The 18,491-nt window shown below is 70.7% G+C and carries 19 protein-coding genes; 13 read left to right on the forward strand and 6 right to left on the reverse strand.

From position 1 onward, the window contains the following. Window positions 1-30: 30 nt before the first annotated feature. On the reverse strand, window positions 31-1,065 hold the full coding sequence (locus G9272_RS42475; RefSeq protein ID WP_171401523.1) for a zinc-binding dehydrogenase: 1,035 nt from the start codon (window positions 1,063-1,065) through the stop codon (window positions 31-33). Between the two features lie 94 nt (window positions 1,066-1,159). Then, on the reverse strand, window positions 1,160-1,573 hold the full coding sequence (locus G9272_RS42480; RefSeq protein ID WP_171401524.1) for a (R)-mandelonitrile lyase: 414 nt from the start codon (window positions 1,571-1,573) through the stop codon (window positions 1,160-1,162). Window positions 1,574-1,888: 315 nt separating this feature from the next. Here G9272_RS42480 and G9272_RS42485 point away from each other — a divergent pair, with 315 nt between their 5' ends. Both G9272_RS42485 and G9272_RS42490 read left to right on the forward strand, forming a co-directional pair. Continuing rightward, window positions 1,889-2,824: a helix-turn-helix transcriptional regulator gene (locus G9272_RS42485; protein WP_171401525.1), complete on the forward strand. Its 936-nt coding sequence runs from the start codon at window positions 1,889-1,891 to the stop codon at window positions 2,822-2,824. A gap of 83 nt (window positions 2,825-2,907) precedes the next feature. Further along, entirely contained in the window at window positions 2,908-4,116 is a 1,209-nt protein-coding gene (locus G9272_RS42490; RefSeq protein ID WP_171401526.1) for a low temperature requirement protein A, read from the forward strand. Window positions 4,117-4,235: 119 nt separating this feature from the next. Here the strand turns inward: G9272_RS42490 and G9272_RS42495 are convergent, their stop codons facing one another. Further along, window positions 4,236-5,084: an SDR family oxidoreductase gene (locus G9272_RS42495; RefSeq protein WP_171401527.1), complete on the reverse strand. Its 849-nt coding sequence runs from the start codon at window positions 5,082-5,084 to the stop codon at window positions 4,236-4,238. Between the two features lie 426 nt (window positions 5,085-5,510). On the opposite strand from G9272_RS42495, the gene G9272_RS42500 reads away from it, so the two are divergent. The 8 genes from G9272_RS42500 (at window position 5,511) to G9272_RS42535 (ending at window position 14,417) form a co-directional block, all read left to right on the forward strand. Continuing rightward, a complete protein-coding gene (locus G9272_RS42500; protein ID WP_171401528.1) occupies window positions 5,511-7,028 on the forward strand; it encodes an FGGY-family carbohydrate kinase in 1,518 nt (505 codons plus the stop codon). 427 nt (window positions 7,029-7,455) lie between these two features. Continuing rightward, entirely contained in the window at window positions 7,456-8,808 is a 1,353-nt protein-coding gene (locus G9272_RS42505; protein WP_171401529.1) for an ABC transporter substrate-binding protein, read from the forward strand. Between the two features lie 81 nt (window positions 8,809-8,889). Then, entirely contained in the window at window positions 8,890-9,852 is a 963-nt protein-coding gene (locus G9272_RS42510) for a carbohydrate ABC transporter permease (RefSeq protein ID WP_171401530.1), read from the forward strand. After that, the gene (locus G9272_RS42515; protein ID WP_171401531.1) at window positions 9,849-10,730 is read left to right on the forward strand and encodes a carbohydrate ABC transporter permease; all 882 of its coding nucleotides are present in this window, start codon (window positions 9,849-9,851) and stop codon (window positions 10,728-10,730) included. Before G9272_RS42510 ends, G9272_RS42515 begins: the two co-directional genes overlap by 4 nt. Continuing rightward, window positions 10,727-11,734, forward strand: a complete 1,008-nt coding sequence (locus G9272_RS42520) for a zinc-dependent alcohol dehydrogenase family protein (protein ID WP_171401532.1) — start codon at window positions 10,727-10,729, stop codon at window positions 11,732-11,734. The genes G9272_RS42515 and G9272_RS42520 overlap by 4 nt, the downstream gene beginning before the upstream one ends. A 26-nt stretch (window positions 11,735-11,760) precedes the next feature. Beyond that, window positions 11,761-12,795 (forward strand): zinc-dependent alcohol dehydrogenase, encoded by a 1,035-nt coding sequence (locus G9272_RS42525; protein WP_171401533.1) that lies wholly within the window; start codon window positions 11,761-11,763, stop codon window positions 12,793-12,795. Between the two features lie 81 nt (window positions 12,796-12,876). Beyond that, window positions 12,877-13,683 carry a DeoR/GlpR family DNA-binding transcription regulator gene (locus tag G9272_RS42530; RefSeq protein ID WP_171401534.1) on the forward strand — a complete coding sequence of 269 codons (807 nt, stop codon included), beginning with the start codon at window positions 12,877-12,879 and terminating at the stop codon, window positions 13,681-13,683. Beyond that, entirely contained in the window at window positions 13,680-14,417 is a 738-nt protein-coding gene (locus G9272_RS42535; RefSeq protein WP_171401535.1) for an HAD family hydrolase, read from the forward strand. Before G9272_RS42530 ends, G9272_RS42535 begins: the two co-directional genes overlap by 4 nt. A 129-nt stretch (window positions 14,418-14,546) precedes the next feature. On the opposite strand, the gene G9272_RS42540 is transcribed toward G9272_RS42535, so the two are convergent. Beyond that, entirely contained in the window at window positions 14,547-15,446 is a 900-nt protein-coding gene (locus G9272_RS42540) for an aminoglycoside phosphotransferase family protein (RefSeq protein WP_171401536.1), read from the reverse strand. A 158-nt stretch (window positions 15,447-15,604) separates the two neighbouring features. Beyond that, window positions 15,605-15,940, reverse strand: a complete 336-nt coding sequence (locus G9272_RS42545) for a hypothetical protein (RefSeq protein ID WP_253268298.1) — start codon at window positions 15,938-15,940, stop codon at window positions 15,605-15,607. Window positions 15,941-15,944: 4 nt separating this feature from the next. On the opposite strand from G9272_RS42545, the gene G9272_RS42550 reads away from it, so the two are divergent. The 3 genes from G9272_RS42550 to G9272_RS42560 all read left to right on the forward strand — a co-directional run bounded on the left by G9272_RS42550 (window position 15,945) and on the right by G9272_RS42560 (window position 17,434). Further along, the gene (locus G9272_RS42550; RefSeq protein WP_367398577.1) at window positions 15,945-16,196 is read left to right on the forward strand and encodes a cupin domain-containing protein; all 252 of its coding nucleotides are present in this window, start codon (window positions 15,945-15,947) and stop codon (window positions 16,194-16,196) included. A 98-nt stretch (window positions 16,197-16,294) separates the two neighbouring features. Then, on the forward strand, window positions 16,295-16,666 hold the full coding sequence (locus tag G9272_RS42555) for an iron chaperone (RefSeq protein WP_171401537.1): 372 nt from the start codon (window positions 16,295-16,297) through the stop codon (window positions 16,664-16,666). A gap of 189 nt (window positions 16,667-16,855) precedes the next feature. After that, window positions 16,856-17,434: a dihydrofolate reductase family protein gene (locus G9272_RS42560; RefSeq protein WP_171401538.1), complete on the forward strand. Its 579-nt coding sequence runs from the start codon at window positions 16,856-16,858 to the stop codon at window positions 17,432-17,434. Between the two features lie 164 nt (window positions 17,435-17,598). On the opposite strand, the gene G9272_RS42565 is transcribed toward G9272_RS42560, so the two are convergent. Beyond that, window positions 17,599-18,393, reverse strand: a complete 795-nt coding sequence (locus tag G9272_RS42565; protein ID WP_171401539.1) for an SDR family NAD(P)-dependent oxidoreductase — start codon at window positions 18,391-18,393, stop codon at window positions 17,599-17,601. Between the last annotated feature and the right edge of the window lie 98 nt (window positions 18,394-18,491).

Here is an 18,491-nt window from a genome sequence, read left to right on the forward strand (position 1 = left end):
GAGTCCAGGCGGATGCTCTCCGACGGTCGGTCAGGGCTGGATCAGGACCTTCAGGGCCGTCCGGTCGGCCATGGCCCGGTAGCCGTCGGGCACCCTGTCGAAGCCGACGGTGTGATCGAAGACGCGGCCCGGCTCGACCGTGCCGTCGAGGACGTCGGGCAGCAGTTGCTCGATGTAGGCACGGGCCGGGGCCGCGCCGCCGGTGACCGTGATGTTGCCCATCATCGACTCGAAGCCGAGCGGGATCTCGGTGTACTGCGCGACACCGAGCCGGCTGATCACACCACCGTGGCGGACGATGCTCAGCGCCGTGTCCATCGCCTGCGTGGCGCCGACCGCCTCCACCACCGCGTGCGTACCGTCGCCCCCGGTCAACTCCCGGACGCGCTCGATGCCTTCCTCGCCGCGCTCGGGCACGACGTCGGTGGCGCCGAAGTCGCGGCCCAGGTCGGTACGGTCCGTGTGCCGGCCCATGAGGATGATCCGCTCGGCGCCGAGCCGCTTGGCGGCCAGTACCGCGCACAGCCCGACCGCGCCGTCGCCGATCACCGTCACCGACTTGCCGGGCGCGACCCGGGAGGTCACGACGCCGTGGTGGCCGGTGCAGTACACGTCGGACAGGGTCAGCAGGGACGGCAGCAGAGCCGAGTCCTCGGCGACCGGCAGCTTCACCAGCGTGCCCTGCGCCTGTGGCACGCGGACGGCCTCGCCCTGGCCGCCGTCCACACCGTTCGGGCCCCACTGGCCGCCGTGACGGCAGGAGGTGTGCAGCCCCTCGGTACAGAAGTCGCAGGTGTTGTCCGCCCAGACGAAGGGCGCGACCACCAGGTCACCCGACTTCAGCCCGGCCACCTCCGAGCCGACGTCCTCGACCACACCGAGGAACTCGTGGCCCATGCGCCGGCCCTCCTCGGAGGCGGGCATCGACCCGTACGGCCACAGGTCGCTGCCGCAGACGCAGGAGCGCACGACGCGTACGACGGCGTCGGTGGGGTTCTGGATCTTCGGGTCGGGGACGTTTTCCACGCGCACGTCTCCGGCGCCGTACATCAGCGTTGCTCGCATGAGACTTCTCCCAGCTGTGTTGATCGGAATGCGTAGTGATCAGTGGTCGCGGTGATCAGGAACCGGCCGGAACCAGCGACCGCGGGCCCCTCGCTCAGCGGGTGCTGCTCCGCGGGGCGCTGTACTCCTCGTCCGAGACCTTCTCGAGCCACTCGGTCTCGGGGGTGCCGTCGCCGGTGCCCTCCCACATCGCGAGGTGCTCCATGAAGTGGTCCCGGGCGGCGCCGTGCCAGTGCTCCTCGCCCGGCGGGGTGTGGACGGTGTCGCCGGGGTGGGCCTCGATGACCGTGCCGTCGCGCGTACCGATCAGCGCGATGCCCGAGACGATGTGGAGGGTCTGGCCCCTCGCGTGCGAGTGCCAGTCGGTGCGCGCGCACGGCGAGAAGCGGACCACGTTCGCGCGCATCCGCGACGGCTCCTGGCCCGCGTAGATGACGTCGAACCACACGTCCCCGGTGAACCAGTCGGCGGGTGCCTTGACGGTGGGCTGCTGCTTGAGGATTTCCAACGTGCCGCTCCTTGCTGCCTTCAGTCATCCGGGGTCGGTGGTCCGCGGGCCGGTGGTCCGCGCCAGTACCTGGCTCTCGACGATGTACTCGCGTCGCGTGATCACGCTCATGGGGCTGGGCCATGCAGCGCAGGATCCGCGAGGTCCCGAAGCCGGGAGCTTCGGGAGAGCGTCTGGATCTCCGATGACACCGACTCTCCCCGCTTCGCGCGCCATGTGGCAGGCCGGGCTGTGCCGGGGAGCGGTATTCCGGGGTGTGACAGGGCCCCCCACGCATATGCCGCGGAGGTGGCGAGGCACCGCAGACTGGAAGACATGAACAGCGAGCAGCAGAACGGCGGGGGCACCGAGCTGGGGCGCTTCCTGCGCGCCCGCCGGGCCCGGGTGACCCCGGAGGAGGTCGGCCTGACGGCCGGATCCGGCCTGCGCCGTACGCCCGGGCTGCGCCGTGAGGAACTGGCCACCCTGGCCGGGATCAGCATCGACTACTACGTCCGCCTGGAGCGTGGCAAGGAGACCCGGCCCAGCGCGTCCGTGGTCGATTCCCTCGCCCGCGCCCTCCTGCTGGAGGACGACGAGCACGAGCACCTGCGCAGCCTCGCCGCCCGCGCCGCGCGAAGTGCGCCCGAGCCTCCCGCCGCGCCCAGCCGTACGGTCCGGCCCGGCGTGAAACTGCTGCTGGAGAGTCTGCGCCCCCACCCCGCGCACGTCGTCAGCCGCACCAACGACCTGCTCGCCGCCAACCCCGGCGGCCTTCGGCTTCTCCCCGGCATCCAGGACTGGCCGGCCAGGGAGCGCAACATCGCCCGTTACGTCTTCCTCCATCCCGCCTCGCGCGAGCTGTTCCACGACTGGAACACCCAGGTCCGCGGCTGCGTGGCCCGGCTGCGCGCCCTGGCCGGCACGGATCCCGACGCCCCCGACCTCACCCGGCTCGCCGGTGAGCTCCTGCTGAAGAGCCCGGAGTTCGCGCGCCTCTGGGAGCGCTACGACGTCAAGGGGCACTCCCACGGCCGCAAGACCTTCCATCACCCCGAGGTCGGCGACCTGACCCTCGGCTACCAGTCCATGGAACTGGAAGGCACCCCCGGCCACCGCATGGTGACGTACTACGCCGAGCCCGGCACCGCGGATCACGACGCGATGGTCCTGCTCGACCTGCTCGGGCAGGAGCAGCCCGCGAAGAGGACGACGGCACGCGACGACCGGTCGGCGGCCGTGGAGGACGATCCCGCCTCGCCGTTGTCCTGACCGTCCCTCCCATTGCCCAGGCCCTCTCCAGCCCCGAGGCGAGCTTCATGACCGCGCTGGACCCACGCTCCGAGGACACGTAGGTGGAAAGCGAGCAGTACGGACCGCCGCAGGGCGTCCCACCGACCGGCGCGCGTACGGCGCCGGCGAGCAGCCGGGTGACCACCTTCGAGCTGTTCTTCGATCTGGTGTACGTCTTCACGCTCACCCAGATCACCCAGTACATGGCCCACCACCACACCGGCACGGGCGTGCTGCACGGGATGCTGCTGCTGGCGCTGGTGTGGTTCTCCTGGTCCGCGTACGCCTGGCTGGGCAACCAGGCCCGGGCCGACCGCGGCGTCGTACGCGCGGGCATGGCGTTCGCGATGGCCGGGGTGTTCGTGGTCGCGCTGACCGTCCCCGAGGCGTGGGACGACCTGCCGGGCGGTCTGAACGGGCCGCTGGTCCTGGCCTGCGCCTACCTGTTCGTACGTGTCGTGCACCTGGTCCTCTACAGCGTGCTGGCGCGTGGCGACAGCGGGCTGCTGCGGCAGATCGCCGTCTCCTGGCCGCCCGTCCTGGCCGGCTCCGGGCTCCTGATCGCCGGCGCGGCGGTCGGCGGCCGATGGCAGACGGCGCTGTTCGCGGTGGCGATCGCGGTGGACTGGGGCGGTGTGTACGCCACCTCCCGCCGGGGCAGCTGGCGCATCCACAGCGCCCGCTACTTCGCCGAGCGGCACGAGCTGTTCATCATCATCGCGATCGGCGAATCCCTGCTGGCCATGGGCGCCGGGGCCACGGACCACCCGGTCGGCGCAGGGCTGCTCGCCGCAGGCGTCCTGGGCGTGGCCGCCGCGACGGGCCTGTGGTGGCTGTACTTCGACCTGGCGACGCTGATCGGCGAACGCCAGCTGGACAAGGCCCAGGGGCAGACCCGCCTCAGCCTGGCGGTCAACGCCTACGGCTACGCCCACTTCCCCGTCACGGCCGGTGTCGTCCTCACCGCCCTCGGCATCGAGGGCGTGGTCGCCCACGCCGACGACGACAAGGTGCTGGGCGGCTTCTACGCCTGGGCCCTGTGCGGCGGAGCCGCCCTCTACCTGGCCGGCCTGCTGCTGTTCGGCCGGATCATGCTGAACGTATGGGGCGGCTTCCGCCTGACAGCCCTGGGCCTGCTGCTCGCGGGCATCCCCGCGGCGGCCGCGCTCCCGCCGGTCCCCGCCCTGGCGGGAGTCGTCGTCATCCTGGCGGCGGTGGCCGCGGCGGAGACCCGCTGGTACGCGGAGCTGCGCCGCCATGTGGGCCGGTGAGCTTCTTGGCGGGATTCCGGGTCGGGCCGGGTGCAGGTACGCGAACTTGACGGCATCCGGCCGACGCGGGGACCGAGGGCCCGAGCCCGGGCGGACTCACGGCCGCGGCTCTCGTCCCGTCACGGCGTTGTCAGCTCGCCGGCGCGCAGTGCCGCGGTCACGCCGCCGTCCATCAGGAGGTCGGCTCCGGTGATGAAGCCGGCCTCGCGGCCGAGCAGGAAAGCGGCGGCCGCGGCGACCTCCTCGGAGGTGCCGAAACGCTTGGCGGCCGAAACCTCGCGCACCGTCTCGAACCACTCGCGACGCGGGCCGGAGAGCTCGTCGAGGGCCAGCGGGGTGATGATCACGCCGGGACTGACGGCGTTCACGCGGGCTCCGCGCTTGCCCCACGCGGCGGCGGCGGTCTGCACGCGCAGCGAGTTGGCCCGCTTGGACATGGCGTAGGCGTGGACGGAGGAGCCGATCTGGTCGGGCTGGAGGAACGGCAGCGCGAGCAGCCGCGAGGTCTCGGTGGTCGCGAGCGCGTGCTCGATCTCGCCCGTGTAGGGGCTCTCCCGGTGCCCGGCCATGCTGGCGACCACGATGCCGGCCCCGCCGGGCGCGATCACACGGGCGAAGGCGTCGAGGACATACGCCGTGCCGAGCAGATCGACGTGCAGCAGCCGCTCGATGGTCGCCTGGGTGGGGGAGACGCCGGCGGCCTGGATCACCTGGGTGACCGCGCCCATCTCGGCGGCCGTGGCGGCCAGCGCCTCGACCTGGGCCGGATCGGAGATGTCGGTGGTCCGGACGGCCACTTCGTAGCCCTCGCCGCGCAGCTGCTCGGCAGCGGCCTGCGAGGCCTTCTCGTCATGGCCGGCCAGCAGCAGCGTGCGGCCGGTGCCGACCCGGCGGGCGATGGCCAGGCCGATGCTGCCGGGGCCGATGACGACGACGATTTCCTTGGCGGCCCTGTCTTCGCTGCTCATGTTCCAGACTCCTTCGTTCCAGGTTCACCCAGCCTGGCGCCTCCGACCGCCGCGAGGCAGACCGCGGTGATCAGGGGAACAGCAGGGCCCCCCCACCCGACCGATCGGGTCGGAGGGCCGGCCGGTCGACGCGCACCGACTGCTCCGCCCGGAGGGCAGAGGCCACAACATCCCCGACGACTTGTCCGCCGGGACGGACACCGGCCGGCAACGGGTCCGCCAGGCGGCCGTCGATCGTGCGGATCGCCTGGCTGCGCGACCTGGAAGCGGCGGTGGCAGTCCGGGCGCGCCGACCTGCCACGTGGGACGATCGGCCCCATGGGGTCGTGGCGGTTTCGGTGCCGGCGAGAGCGTAGAGGCTGTAAGTCGCGCCGATGTCGCCGCATCGAGGGCGGTCAACGCCTGCGATCTGGGTGGGTGTGAGCGTTGGCACGTGAACTGGTGCTCGGTGTCGACGCGGGACACACCATGACCAAGGCCGTGCTGTACGACGCCGCAGGCCGAGCGGTGGCTCGGGGCAGCGGCACGCTGCCGCTGAACACCCCACACCCGCACTGGGTCGAGCGGGACATGGACGACGTGTGGCGGACGACGCACCAGGCCATCGCCGTCTGTCTCGCCGAGGCGGGACCGGACGCGGGGCGGTCCGTCGCCGCGGTGGGGCTGGCCGGGCACGGCGACGGACTGTACGCCGTCGACGAGCGGAGCCGGCCGGTACGGGCCGCGATCGTGGCGATGGACACGCGCGCCGAACCGGTGCTGGGGGAGTGGCGGGACAGTCAGGTCTGGTCCCGCGCCCTGGAGTTGTCGGGCACGGTCCCCTTCTCGGGTTCCCCGGCCGCCCTGCTGGCCTGGCTCGCCCGCCACGAGCCGGACGTGCTTGAGCAGGCCCGTTGGCTGTTGTCCTGCAAGGACTGGCTGCGCCTGAGGCTGACGGGCGTCGTGGCCACCGATCCCACGGACGCCAGTGCGTCCTTCACCGACATGCGGCGGGGCGGCTACTCGCAGGAACTGCTCGACCTGTACGGCCTGGAGGCGCTCGCCGAGAAGCTGCCGCGCGTCCTTGCCTGCGACGCGGTGAGCGGGACTCTCACCCCCGAGGCCGCGGCGCTCACCGGGCTCACGGCCGGCACTCCCGTCGTCACGGGGGCCCATGACGTCGACGCCGCTGCGCTCGGGATCGGCGGCACGACGCCGGGCGAACTGTGCGTGATCGCCGGGTCGTTCAGCATCAACCAGGTGGTCAGCGAGCATCCCGTCGTCGATCCGCGCTGGCAGGTGCGTCACTTCGTCCGCCCGGGCCAGTGGATGACGATGTCCACCTCGCCTGCCTCGGTGGCGAACCTGGAGTGGTTCCTGCGGGTCACGGGTGCGCCGGTCGAGCAGCGGGACGGCGTCCACGAGGCGGTCGGCCGCGAGGTCGAGGCGCACCTGGACGGTCCGTCGGAGGTGTTGTTCCACCCGTTCGTCTATGGCTCCCCGTACCCGCGGCCGACGTCCGGGACGTTTCTCGGTCTGCGCGGTTGGCACGGTCGCGGCCACCTGCTGCGGGCCTTGATGGAAGGTGTCGTCCTCAATCACCGCTGGCACGTCGACGCGCTCTGCTCGAAGCTGCCCGTCAGCGGGGCGGTGGCCCGGCTGACCGGCGGCGCGGCGCACAGCGAGGTGTGGAGCCAGATGTTCGCCGACGCTCTGCGGCGGCCGGTCGTGGTGATCGACGTGCAGGAGAGTGCCGCCCGGGGAGCGGCCCTGCTCGCCGTCACCGCCGTCGGACTGCTCGATGACGTGACGGATCCGCGCGCCGGCGCCGACGTGCTCAGACGTCATGAACCTCGCCCCGACCGGGTCGCCGTCCTTGAGGAGGCATACGAGGCGTACCGGGAGGCGCTGGATGCTCTAGGTCCGGTCTGGTCCCGCCTGGACGGGTCCCGCACAGCCGAGTGAGGAACGGAGCGAATCCCGAAAGACGCCGGAGACAGGCGGCACGGTCGGTGATCAGGCTCGGCCGCACGTTCGGATCGAGGGACATCAACTCATGTGGGGCTCCTCGGGGACTGCGGCCGGAGGTGGAGGGGCGGGAGGCGTCCCGCAGCTCCTTGCGAGATGGCTTGACGATAGATCCAGATAAGTTTTCTCGCAAGATGTGTTAACAACGGCGCAGTCTCCTGATAATAATTCCGCCATCGATATCGCGCCCCACACCCCAGGGCCGCATCCACACCCGTTCCCTCCCTCCCTCCCCTCCCCTCCCAGCCGAGCCTCAGCCCAGGCCCCGGCGAACCGCGCTGAGCGGCTGCTCCCGACGAGCGGCGCTGCCGTGGGAGAGCCCCCTACGCCGTTTCCCCGAGCCATCCCGCACGAGAGGTCCCTCATGCGATCCACCAGATATGTCCTCATTGCCGGCGCCGCCGCCACCGCCCTGCTCGCCACCGCCTGTTCCGGAGCGGGAGCCGGGGGGTCTTCGGGCGGCGGTAAGAGCATCAACGTGCTGATGGTCGGCAACCCGCAGATGGAGGACATCGCGAAGCTGACCAAGAGCACGTTCACCAAGGACACCGGCATCAAGGTCAACTTCACGGTGCTGCCCGAGAACGAGCTGCGCGACAAGGTCACCCAGGACATCGCCACCCAGGCCGGCCAGTACGACGTCGCCACCATCGGCGCGTACGAGGTGCCCATCTGGGAGAAGAACGGCTGGCTGCACGAGCTCGGCACGTACGCCGACAAGGACACGAGCTTCGACAAGGCCGACCTGCTCAAGCCGATGGTCCAGTCGCTCACCGGCTCGGACGGCAAGCTCTACGCCCTGCCGTTCTACGGCGAGTCCTCGATGCTCATGTACAACAAGAGCGTCATGAAGGCCAAGGGCATCACCGTGCCCGAGCACCCGACCTGGCAGCAGATCGCCGACATCGCGGCCAAGGTCGACGGCGCCGAGCCCGGCATGAAGGGCATCTGCCTGCGCGGTCTGGCCGGCTGGGGCGAACTCGGCGCACCGCTGACGTCCATGGTCAACACCTTCGGCGGCACCTGGTTCACCAAGGACTGGAAGGCGCAGGTCAACACCGGCGGCTTCAAGAAGGCCACCGAGTTCTACGTCAAGCTGGTCAAGGAGCACGGCGAGTCCGGCGCCCCGCAGGCCGGGTTCACCGAGTGCCTGAACGCGCTGAGCCAGAAGAAGGTCGCGATGTGGTACGACGCGACCAGCGCCGCCGGTTCCCTGGAGGACCCCGCCTCCAGCAAGATCGCCGGCGACGTCGGCTACGCGTACGCGCCGACCGTCGAGACGGACAGCAGCGGCTGGCTGTGGGCCTGGTCGTGGGCCATGCCGAAGACCACGAAGAACGCCGACGCCGCCTCGCAGTTCATGCTGTGGGCGTCCAGCAAGAAGTACGAGAACCTGGTCGGCGAGAAGCTCGGCTGGGCGCGTGTCCCGGCAGGCAAGCGGGCCAGCACGTACGAGATCCCGGAGTACAAGAAGGCCGCCGCGTCGTTCGGTGACATCACGCTGAAGTCCATCGAGGGCGCCGACCCGGCCAACCCGGGCGTCCAGCCCCGGCCGACCGTCGGCATCCAGTACGTGGCCATCCCCGAGTTCCAGGACCTGGGCACCAAGGTCACCCAGGAGATCTCCGCCGCCATCGCCGGCAAGACGAGCGTGGAGAAGGCACTGAACGACGGCCAGAAGCTCGCCGAGGACGTCGCCAAGACCTACCAGAAGTGACCTTCAGCGCCCGGCCGGCCCTGACGCCGGCCGGGCGCCGCTTCCCCGAACCCCGGCCGTCACCGGCGGAGGAAAGTTCTCATGACCACGCTCACCGCACCCCCCAAGCAGGCTCCCCCACCCGTCCGTCCCCGGAAGTCCTCGGGCTCGGCGGCCAAGTGGAAGCGGCGCGTCCCGCTGCTGCCCGCGCTGATCTTCACCATCGTCGTCACGCAGCTGCCCTTCGTGGCCACGCTGATCATCTCCACCTTCCAGTGGAACATCCTCAAGCCGGGCGAGCGCCACTTCGTCGGGCTGTCCAACTTCTCGTTCGTCTTCACCGACGAGCGGCTGCGCACGGCGGTCCTCAACACCGTCGTGCTCACCGCGTCGGTGGTGGTCATCAGCGTGATCCTCGGCCTCGGCCTGGCGATGCTGCTCGACCGCCGGTTCGTGGGCCGCGGGCTGGCGCGCACCCTGCTCATAGCCCCGTTCCTGGTCATGCCGGTCGCGGCGGCGCTGCTGTGGAAGCACGCCATCTACAACCCCGACTACGGCCTGCTCAACGGCACCCTGAACGCCGTGTACCGGTTCTTCGGCGCGGACAACGGCCCCACGGTCGACTGGATCTCCTCCTATCCCATGCCCGCCGTCGTGGTGTCGCTGGTGTGGCAGTGGACCCCGTTCATGATGCTGATCCTGCTGGCCGGCCTCCAGGCACAGCCCGGCGACGTCCTGGAGGCGGCGCGCATGGACGGGGCCTCGGCTCTCCAGACCTTCCGTCACATCACGCTGCCGCATCTGCGCCAGTACATCGAGCTGGGTGTGCTGCTCGGCACGATCTACGTCGTGCAGACCTTCGACGCGGTCTTCACCATCACCCAGGGCGGCCCCGGCTCGCAGACGACCAACCTGCCGTACGAGATCTACCTGACCATGTTCCGCAAGTACGAGTACGGCGAGGCGGCCGCCGCCGGTGTCGTCGTCGTCCTCGGCGCGTTCGTCATCGCGACCTTCGCGCTGCGCACCATCGCGTCGCTGTTCCGCGAGGAGACATCCCGATGACCCACGCAGCCCTCGCCCCCCGAGGGGGCAGGTTCAAGAAGCTCCTCCGCGGCAAGGACGACCCCAACTCCCCGCGCCTGTCGCCGCTGTGGACGTTCGTCGCCTGGCTGGCCACCCTGGCGTTCTTCGCGCCGGTGGCGTGGATGGTGCTGACCTCCTTCCATCAGGAGGCCGACGCGGCGACCAACCCGCCGACCCCCTTCGCCCCGGTCACCTTCGACCAGTACAAGCTGCTGTTCAGCCGGGACATCACGCCTTTCCTCCTCAACTCGGCCATGGCCAGCATCCTTTCGACGGTGCTGGTGCTCGCCCTGGCGGTGCCGGCGGCGTACGCGCTGTCCATCAAGCCGGTCGAGAAGTGGACCGACGTGATGTTCTTCTTCCTGTCCACGAAGTTCCTCCCGGCCATCGCGGCCCTGCTGCCGGTGTACCTGATCGTCAAGGACGCCGGGATGCTGGACAACGTGTGGACGCTGGTCGTCCTCTACACCGCGATGAACCTCCCGATCGCGGTCTGGATGATGCGCTCGTTCCTCGCCGAGGTGCCCAAGGAGATCCTGGAGGCGGCCGAGGTCGACGGCGCGGGACTGCTCACCGTGCTGTGGCGGGTCGTCGCACCGGTCGCCATGCCGGGACTCGCCGCCACCTCGCTGATCTGCTTCATCTTCAGCTGGAACGAGTTCATGTTCGCCGTGAACCTCACCGCGACCCAGGCGTCCACCGCACCCGTCTTCCTGGTCGGCTTCATCACCAACGAGGGTCTGTTCCTGGCCCGGCTGTGCGCGGCTGCCACGCTGGTGTCGCTGCCGGTCCTCATCGCCGGATTCGCCGCCCAGGACAAGCTCGTACGAGGTCTCTCCCTGGGAGCCGTCAAGTGAAGGCAGCCGTCATCACCCAGCCGGGCAGCGTCGAACTCGCCACCGTCGACGACCCCGCTCCCGGCCCGCGCGAAGTCGTCGTCGAGGTCGCGGCCACCGGAATCTGCGGCACCGATCTGCACATCCTCCAGGGGGAGTTCGCGCCGAAGCTGCCCATCGTCCCGGGCCATGAGTTCGCCGGGGAAGTCGTCGCCGTGGGCACCGGTGTCACCGAACTCGCCGTCGGGGCGCGGGTCGCGGTCGACCCGTCGCTGTACTGCTTCGAGTGGCACTACTGCCGTATCGGCCACAACAACCTCTGCGAACGCTGGGCCGCGATCGGGGTCACCCACCCGGGCGCCGCCGCCGAGTTCGTGGCCGCTCCCGTCGCCAACTGCACGGTCCTGCCCGACGGCGTGCGCACCGAGGACGCGGCCCTCATCGAGCCGCTGTCCTGCGCCGTACGCGGCTACGACGTCCTGCGCAGCCGCCTCGCCTCCCGCGTGCTCGTCTACGGCGCCGGGACCATGGGCCTGATGATGCTCCAGCTCGCCAAGGCCACCGGCGCCGCGAGCGTCGACGTCGTCGACATCAACGCCGAACGCCTCGATACAGCACGGCAGTTGGGCTGCTCCGCCGGTGCCACGTCCGCCGACGAACTGGACCGGCCGAAGTACGGGTGGGACCTGGTCGTCGACGCCACCGGCAACGCCCAGGCCATCCAGGACGCCCTCGGCCGGGTCGGCAAGGGCGGTACCTACCTACAGTTCGGCGTCGCGGACTACGCCACCCGGGCCACCATCGAGCCGTACAAGATCTACAACCAGGAGATCACCATCACCGGCTCGATGGCCGTCCTGCACAGCTTCGAACGCGCCGCCGATCTCTTCGCCACCGGCGTCATCGACCCGGACGTCTTCATCAGCGACCGCCTCCCCCTGGCCGCCTTCCCGGACGCGATCGCCCGCTTCCAGGCCGGAATCGGCCGCAAGATCCAGATCCAGCCCGGTCTCGCCTCCGCGTGAACACCCGAACCGAACGGACCCCCACCATGACCGAGCAGATCCGCCGCGTTCTCGTCCGCTCCCTCGACGACATCAGCATCGAGCATGTGCCCGCCCCCGTCCCCGGGGACGACGAACTCCTGGTGCGCACCACGGTCGTCGGCGTGTGCGGCTCCGACACGCATGCGGCGGCCGGCCACCATCCCTTCATCGACCTGCCCTACCGCCCCGGTCACGAGGCGGTAGGTGTCGTCGCCGCGGCGGGGAAGGCGGCCGGGGACTTCGCGCCCGGCGAGCGGGTGATCATCGAGCCCAACCTGTACTGCGGCCGGTGTCCCCAGTGCCGTTCCGGCCGCTACAACATCTGCCAGAAACTGAAGGTGTTCGGCTGCCAGACGCCCGGCGCGATGACCGACCTGTTCACCATCCCGGCCGATCGTGTCCACCGTGTCCCCGACGGCATGACCGACATCGAGGCCGCCCTCGTCGAGCCCCTGGCCACCCCGGTGCACGCCGTGGCGAAGGCAGGGGACCTCACCGGTCGCACGGTCGCCGTGCTCGGCGCCGGGCCCATCGGGCTGCTCGTCCTCGCCGCCGCCCGGCACGCCGGCGCCGCGAAGATCGCCGTCACCGACCTGCTGCCGGGCAAGCGGGACCGCGCCCTGCGCCTCGGAGCCGACGCGGCCCTGCCCGCCGACGCCACCGACCTCGCCGACCGGGCACGCGAAGCGCTCGGCGGACCGGCCGACGTGGTCTTCGACTGTGTGGCACGCGAGCAGTCCATCGCCCAGGCCACCGACCTGGTCGCCAAGGGCGGCACGATCATCGTGGTCGGTGTCGGCGCCGCGGGGAGCACCCCCGTCCGGCTCGACCTGGTCCAGGACCGGGAGATCCGCATCGAGGGCACCCTGATGTACACCGGCGACGACTACCGCACCGCGATGGCCCTGATCGCCTCGGGCGCCGTGGACACCGCCGAGATCGTCACCGCCACCTACCCGCTGGAGGACGCCGCCAAGGCTTTCGCCGCGTCCGTCGACCCCGAGCAGGTCAAGGTGCTGGTCACGGTGGACGGTCCATAGGCCCGGAAGCCGGACGGGCCCCGGCCCGCACCGGCCCGTGTGGGAAACTGCGAGACCGGAACGACCGGGAAGGAGGGCGCCGTGACCGCCCGTACGCGATTGTCACAGGCGGCCGTCGAGGAGCGGCGCCAGGCCGTGCTGGGGTACGTCGCCGAACACGGCGAGACCCGCATCGACGACCTGGCCCGGCAGTTCGACGTCAGCCTGATGACGATGCACCGGGACCTGGACGACCTCGCCGCTCGCCATCTGCTGCGCAAGCAGCGCGGACGGGCCGTCGCCTTCCCCGCCCTCACCATGGAGACGGCTACCCGCTTCCGGGAGAACAGCGCCCTCGCGGCCAAGAACGCGCTGTGCGCGGCCGTCGCCGACCGGATCAGGCCGGGCAGCACGCTGCTCATGGACGACTCGACCACCCTGTTCCCCCTGGTCCCCGCGCTGGCCGCGCTGGACCAGCTCCACGTCGTCACCAACTCCGTCGGCCTCGCGCAACGCCTCGGCTCCGCGCCCGGCGTGAACGTCACCCTGCTGGGCGGCCACTACCGCGGCGACTTCAACTCCTGCACCGGCCCCACCGTCGCCCGCGCCCTGTCCCGGATCCGGGCCGACCTCGCGCTCATGTCCGCCACCGCCGTCCTGGAAGGCCAGCTCTTCCACCCCCTGAACGACTACGTCGAGGTGAAGCTCGCCATGCTCGCCTCCGCCGAACAGGCGCTGCTCCTGGCGGACCACTCCAAGTTCGGCAAGACCGCCACGTATGCGTACGGCACCGTGGCCGACTACCACACCGTCATCACCGACACCGGCACCCCCGAGGCGGAAGTCGCGGCGATGCGCGACCTCGGGGTCCCCGTCGAGACGGTCGAACCAGAAGAGCCCTCCTCGTGATCCACAGTCTGTTCGAAACACCGAGTGCCTACCGCCCCAGCGATGTCGAGATGGCCGCGCCCGTGCCGTCGGTCCAGGCCGTGCTGTTCGACTTCAGCAACACCATCTTCCAGATGATCGACCTGGAGACATGGCTGCGCCGGGTCGGCGCGGCCTGCGGGCGGCTCGCCGTGCTGGACGAGCCCGGTGCGGTGGCCGAGATCTCCGACCAGTTGCGCGCCGCCTTCCGGCTGCCCCGCGTCGTCGCCCTTCAGGAGGGCCGCGACCTCTCCGCCGAACAACACCGCCGCGCCATGTGGGGGTGGTGGGAACAGGTGGACTTCCTGCGCGGCGCGCAGGAGACGGCCTACCGGGAACTCACCGCCCCGGCCGCCTGGGTCCCCTACCCCGACACCGAACCGGTCCTGCACGCCCTGCGCGAACGCGGACTGCGCATCGCCATCGTCAGCGACTTCGCCTGGGACCTGCGTACCCACCTCGCCCACCACGGGCTGGACGCCTTGATCGACACCTGCGTCATCTCCTACGAACAGGGCCGCGAAAAGCCCGACCCGCAGCTCTTCCTCAAAGCCTGCGCCGACCTCGGCGCCGACCCCCGCACCACCCTCATGGTCGGCGACAACCCGGTCCGCGACGGCGGCGCGGCCGCCTGCGGTCTGCGCACCTACATCCTGCCGGCGGAACACCGCACCGGTGAGCGCGGCCTTGCGGACGTGCTGCGGCTCGTGACCTGACAGCGGCAGCGGTCTGCACAAGAAACCGGGCGGCTCCTCGGTGGCCCGCCCCCGGCTTCCGCCCTTGCGCGACACTTCGGTGGGGCCAGGTCGAGTTCCTGCTGTGCGGACAGCAGCTGAATCGGTTGATCAACCGATCAGAGCCTCGGTGATCTGGCGGGTGGTCTGCGCGGCGACCCGGGGATTGACGGTGGCGTAGGAGGTGTAGGCGTTCAGGCCGGTGGTCAGGGCCCAGCCGCGGCCCCGGGCCCAGGTGGCGTCGTCGACGCCGAGCATGGCGCGGAAGGCGGCCCGGCTCCCGGCAGACATCAGAGTGAAGGCGATGGTCAGGTCACAGGCCGGATCGCCGATGCCGAGCCCGCCGAAGTCGATGACCGCGCTGAGGCGGCCGGCGACGGTCAGCAGGTTGCCGGTGTGGAAGTCGCCGTGGAACCAGACCGGCGGGCGATCCCATTCGGGGGCGCTCAGCGCTGCGTCCCACAGCTCGGTCATGGCCGCGGCGTCGAACGGACCGTCGACCTCCGCGATAGCGGCCCGCGTCGCGCGGTCCCGGTCGGCCAGCGGGCGACCGGTGAGGTCCTCGTGAGCGTCCTCGACCGGGAAGTCCTCGGGAACGAATGCCTGAAGGGCGGTGAGGAACTCCGCCAGTTGCACGGCAGCCCGGGACGAGTCGGCCAGCGACTCGGCGGTCGCCACCTCGCCGTCCAGCCAGCGTGACACCGCCCACGGCCACGGATAGGCGAAGTCGGGCTCACCCACCCCCACCGGTACCGGGATGGCCAGGGGCAGGTGCGGGGCGAGCCGGGGGAGCCACTCAGACTCCTTCCTGGCCTGTCCGATGGCCCCCGCATGGCGGGGCAGCCGGAGGGACAGGTCCTCGCCCAGTCGGTAGATCACATGGTCCGAACCGGCCGGGTCGAGCAGCTCGAGAGGCAGTTCGGCCCACTGCGGGAACTGCGTATCGACCAGGCGCCTGGCCAGCGCTGCATCGATCGCGGGGAGGGGGTCCGCGGTTCTCCCGGTCGCCAAGAGCAACTCCTGCGGTGGGGCCGCTCCATGCGGCGGGGCAGTCGGAGCCATCACAGTGCCTCGTGGACTCGTCTGTCGATCGGTTTTCTCGTCCGGCCGTCCTCCGCTACGCGGACGGGTCCTCGTCGGAGGTACTCCGCGCAAGGCAGGTCGGCGGGTCAGCGGATGTCGACGGCCGTGGGCTGCGAGGCGCGCGCCACGACGAAGAGGAACAGTCCGCAGGCCGCGACGAGCAGCCATCCTGGATGCGACGCGGCGGCGAGGCCGGTGGGGCCGGCGCCCGCGACCAGGCCCCCGGCGAGGGCGATACCGACCGCCGCACCGACCTGGCGCGCGGTGGAGGTGATCGCCCCTGCCACGCCGGCCCGGGAGAGCGGCAGACCGCTGACCGCGGTGTTGGTGAGGGGGGCGTTGGCGAAGCCGAACCCGACGCCGATCAGCAGGTGGGCGAGGAGGATGCTGACGCAGTAACCGGGCCGGGTCCAGGTCTTCAAGCAGGTGCTCGCGCACCGCGAACCGAGACTGGTGACCCACTCCGGCCACGAATGGCTCTACGTGCTCGCCGGCCGGCTCCGCCTCGTCCTCGGGGAGCGCGAGATCATCCTCCGGCCGGGCGAAGTGGCCGAGTTCGACACCGGTGAACCCCACTGGTTCGGCCCCGCCGACACCGAAGCGGTGGAAATCCTGCACCTGTTCGGCCCCCACGGCGACCAGGCCGTCGTCCGCACCGGCCCGACAGCGAACGACTGAAGGGCACCCCCTGGTGGCAGGCGGGGCCGAGTACGCCACCTGGCCACCGTGGACTCCAGTTGCCGACCATGAAGGGTGGGCGGTGCCACACTGGCGCCATGGGAAAGCCGCAGACGATCGATGAGTACATCGAGGGCTTCGCGGGGGAGGGCCGCGAGGTGCTGGAGCAGGTACGGGCGCTGGCCGTCGAGGCGGTTCCCACGGCGAGCGAGGCGATCAAGTGGGGCCATCCCGCGTGGGTTCACCCGTCCGGGACGATCCTGTTCATGGTCAGCGGCCACGCGAAGCACGCGAACGTCGTGTTCACCCCCAGCACCCGCGAGGCGTTCGACGCCGACCTCGCCGACTTCGCCACTGGCAAGGGCTCGGTCAAGCTCCCGTACGGCCGGCCCGTGCCGAGCGACCTGCTGCGCCGGATGATCGCGTTCCGGGTGCGCGAGCACGAGGACGACGGCGTGCTGTGGATGTGACGGCCGTGGAGGCGAAGCGAGGCTTCCGACGGGCGGCCGCTGTGAGTGGCCATCGAGCCCCTTGAAGGGGGCACCTCGGGCGCGGGCATGCGCGGCCGGACTCCAGGAGTCCAAGAGCGGCGATGAGTCTCGCCGTGGTCGCCGGTCTGTATTACCAACACGCGATCCACCGCACTCGAGGAGAACATCATGACCGCCACCTACACCTTCGACGTCTTCTCCAGCCTCGACGGCTTCGGCGCCGCGGGCGGCAACTGGACCGGCTACTGGGGCAAGCAAGGCCCCGAGCTTCTCGACCACCGCCTCGACCTGTACCGCGAGGAGCAGCGGATGGTCTTCGGGGCCAACACGTATCGGGCGTTCGCGCGGATGCTGGCCTCGAGCACCGAGGAGTCCGAGGTGCGTGACCCATGGGTCACACGGATGAGGAGCCTGCCGGCGACGGTGGTGTCGACCACCCTGGAAGGATCCCTCGACTGGCCGGATGCGAACGTCGTGAGCGGCGATGCCGTCGACGTCGTCGCTCGGCTCAAGGAGGAGTCCGACGTACCGTTGCGCTCGCACGGCAGCCTGTCGATGAACCGGGCGCTGATGGCCGCCGGTCTGGTCGACCGCGTCCAGGTGACGCTCTTCCCTGTGATCACCGGTCGGACCGGGCTGGACCCGATCTTCCAGGGTGCGGCCGACTTCGACCTCGAGCTGATCGAGCACCGGACGCTCGACGGCCACACCCAGGAGCTCATCTACCGGCCCACCCTGCATGTCTGAGTCCGTGCATGCACCCGGACCCGTCAAGCAGCCCAGCCTGACCGGAAGTTCCCGCTGACCGACACGCCGACCGATCTCATGACCGCCCTGGTCACGCGGCTGCTGACCGCCTCCTGATGCGTCGGGTCGTTCGACGAGCCGGCCGTTCCTGGAACCCCGCGTCGTCAGGGCAGGATCGAGTCGACGTATCCGCCGTCGACCCGCAGGGCGCCGCCCGTCGTGGCCGAGGCCTGGTCGGAGCTGAGGTAGACGACCATGTGGGCGATCTCCTTGGGCTCGATCAGCCGCTGGAGGAGGGACTGCGGCCGGTGCTTCCGCATGAATTCGCGCTGGGCCTCGTCCCAGGGCAGGTCGCGGTCGACGAGTTCGTAGACGAAGTCCTCGACGCCGCCCGTGTGGGTGGGGCCGGCGATGACCGAGTTGACCGTCACCCCCGTGCCCGCCGCCTGCTTCGCGAAGCCGCGGCCGACGGCGAGCAGCGCGGTCTTGGACATGCCGTAGTGGATCATCTCGGCAGGGATGACGACCGCCGAGTCGCTGGCGATGTACTGGATCCGGCCCCAGCCGCGCTCCGTCATGCCGGGAAGGTACAGCCGGGTCAGCCGTACCGCGGCCAGCACGTTCACCTCGAAGTAGCGCCGCCACTCCTCGTCGCTGATCTCCAGCGGGTCGGCGGAGCCGAAGATGCCGAGGTTGTTGACGAGGATGTCCACCTCCGGCAGGGCCTCCAGGACACGCCGTGCGCCCTCCTCGCTCGCCACGTCGGCGACCACGGGCACGAAGGAGGCACCAGGCACCTCCGCCGCCAGCCGCGCCACGCCCTCCGCGACCCGCTGCTCGTCTCGGCCGTTCACCCCTACACGGGCGCCGGAGCGCGCGAGCCCGGCGGCGATCGCCGCGCCGATGCCCTGCGTCGAGCCCGTCACCAGGGCGGTGCGCCCCGCCAGATCGATATGCATGTGGAACCAGTCCTCTTGTGCGTCTGTCCGTTCTGCGTGCCGGCACGTCTGTCGTCAGCCTGGCGGCAGGGCGATCGGCTCGCCACTCCGGCCGATGC

It is taken from the genome of Streptomyces asoensis (assembly GCF_013085465.1).
Classification (GTDB): Bacteria; Actinomycetota; Actinomycetes; order Streptomycetales; family Streptomycetaceae; genus Streptomyces; species Streptomyces cacaoi_A.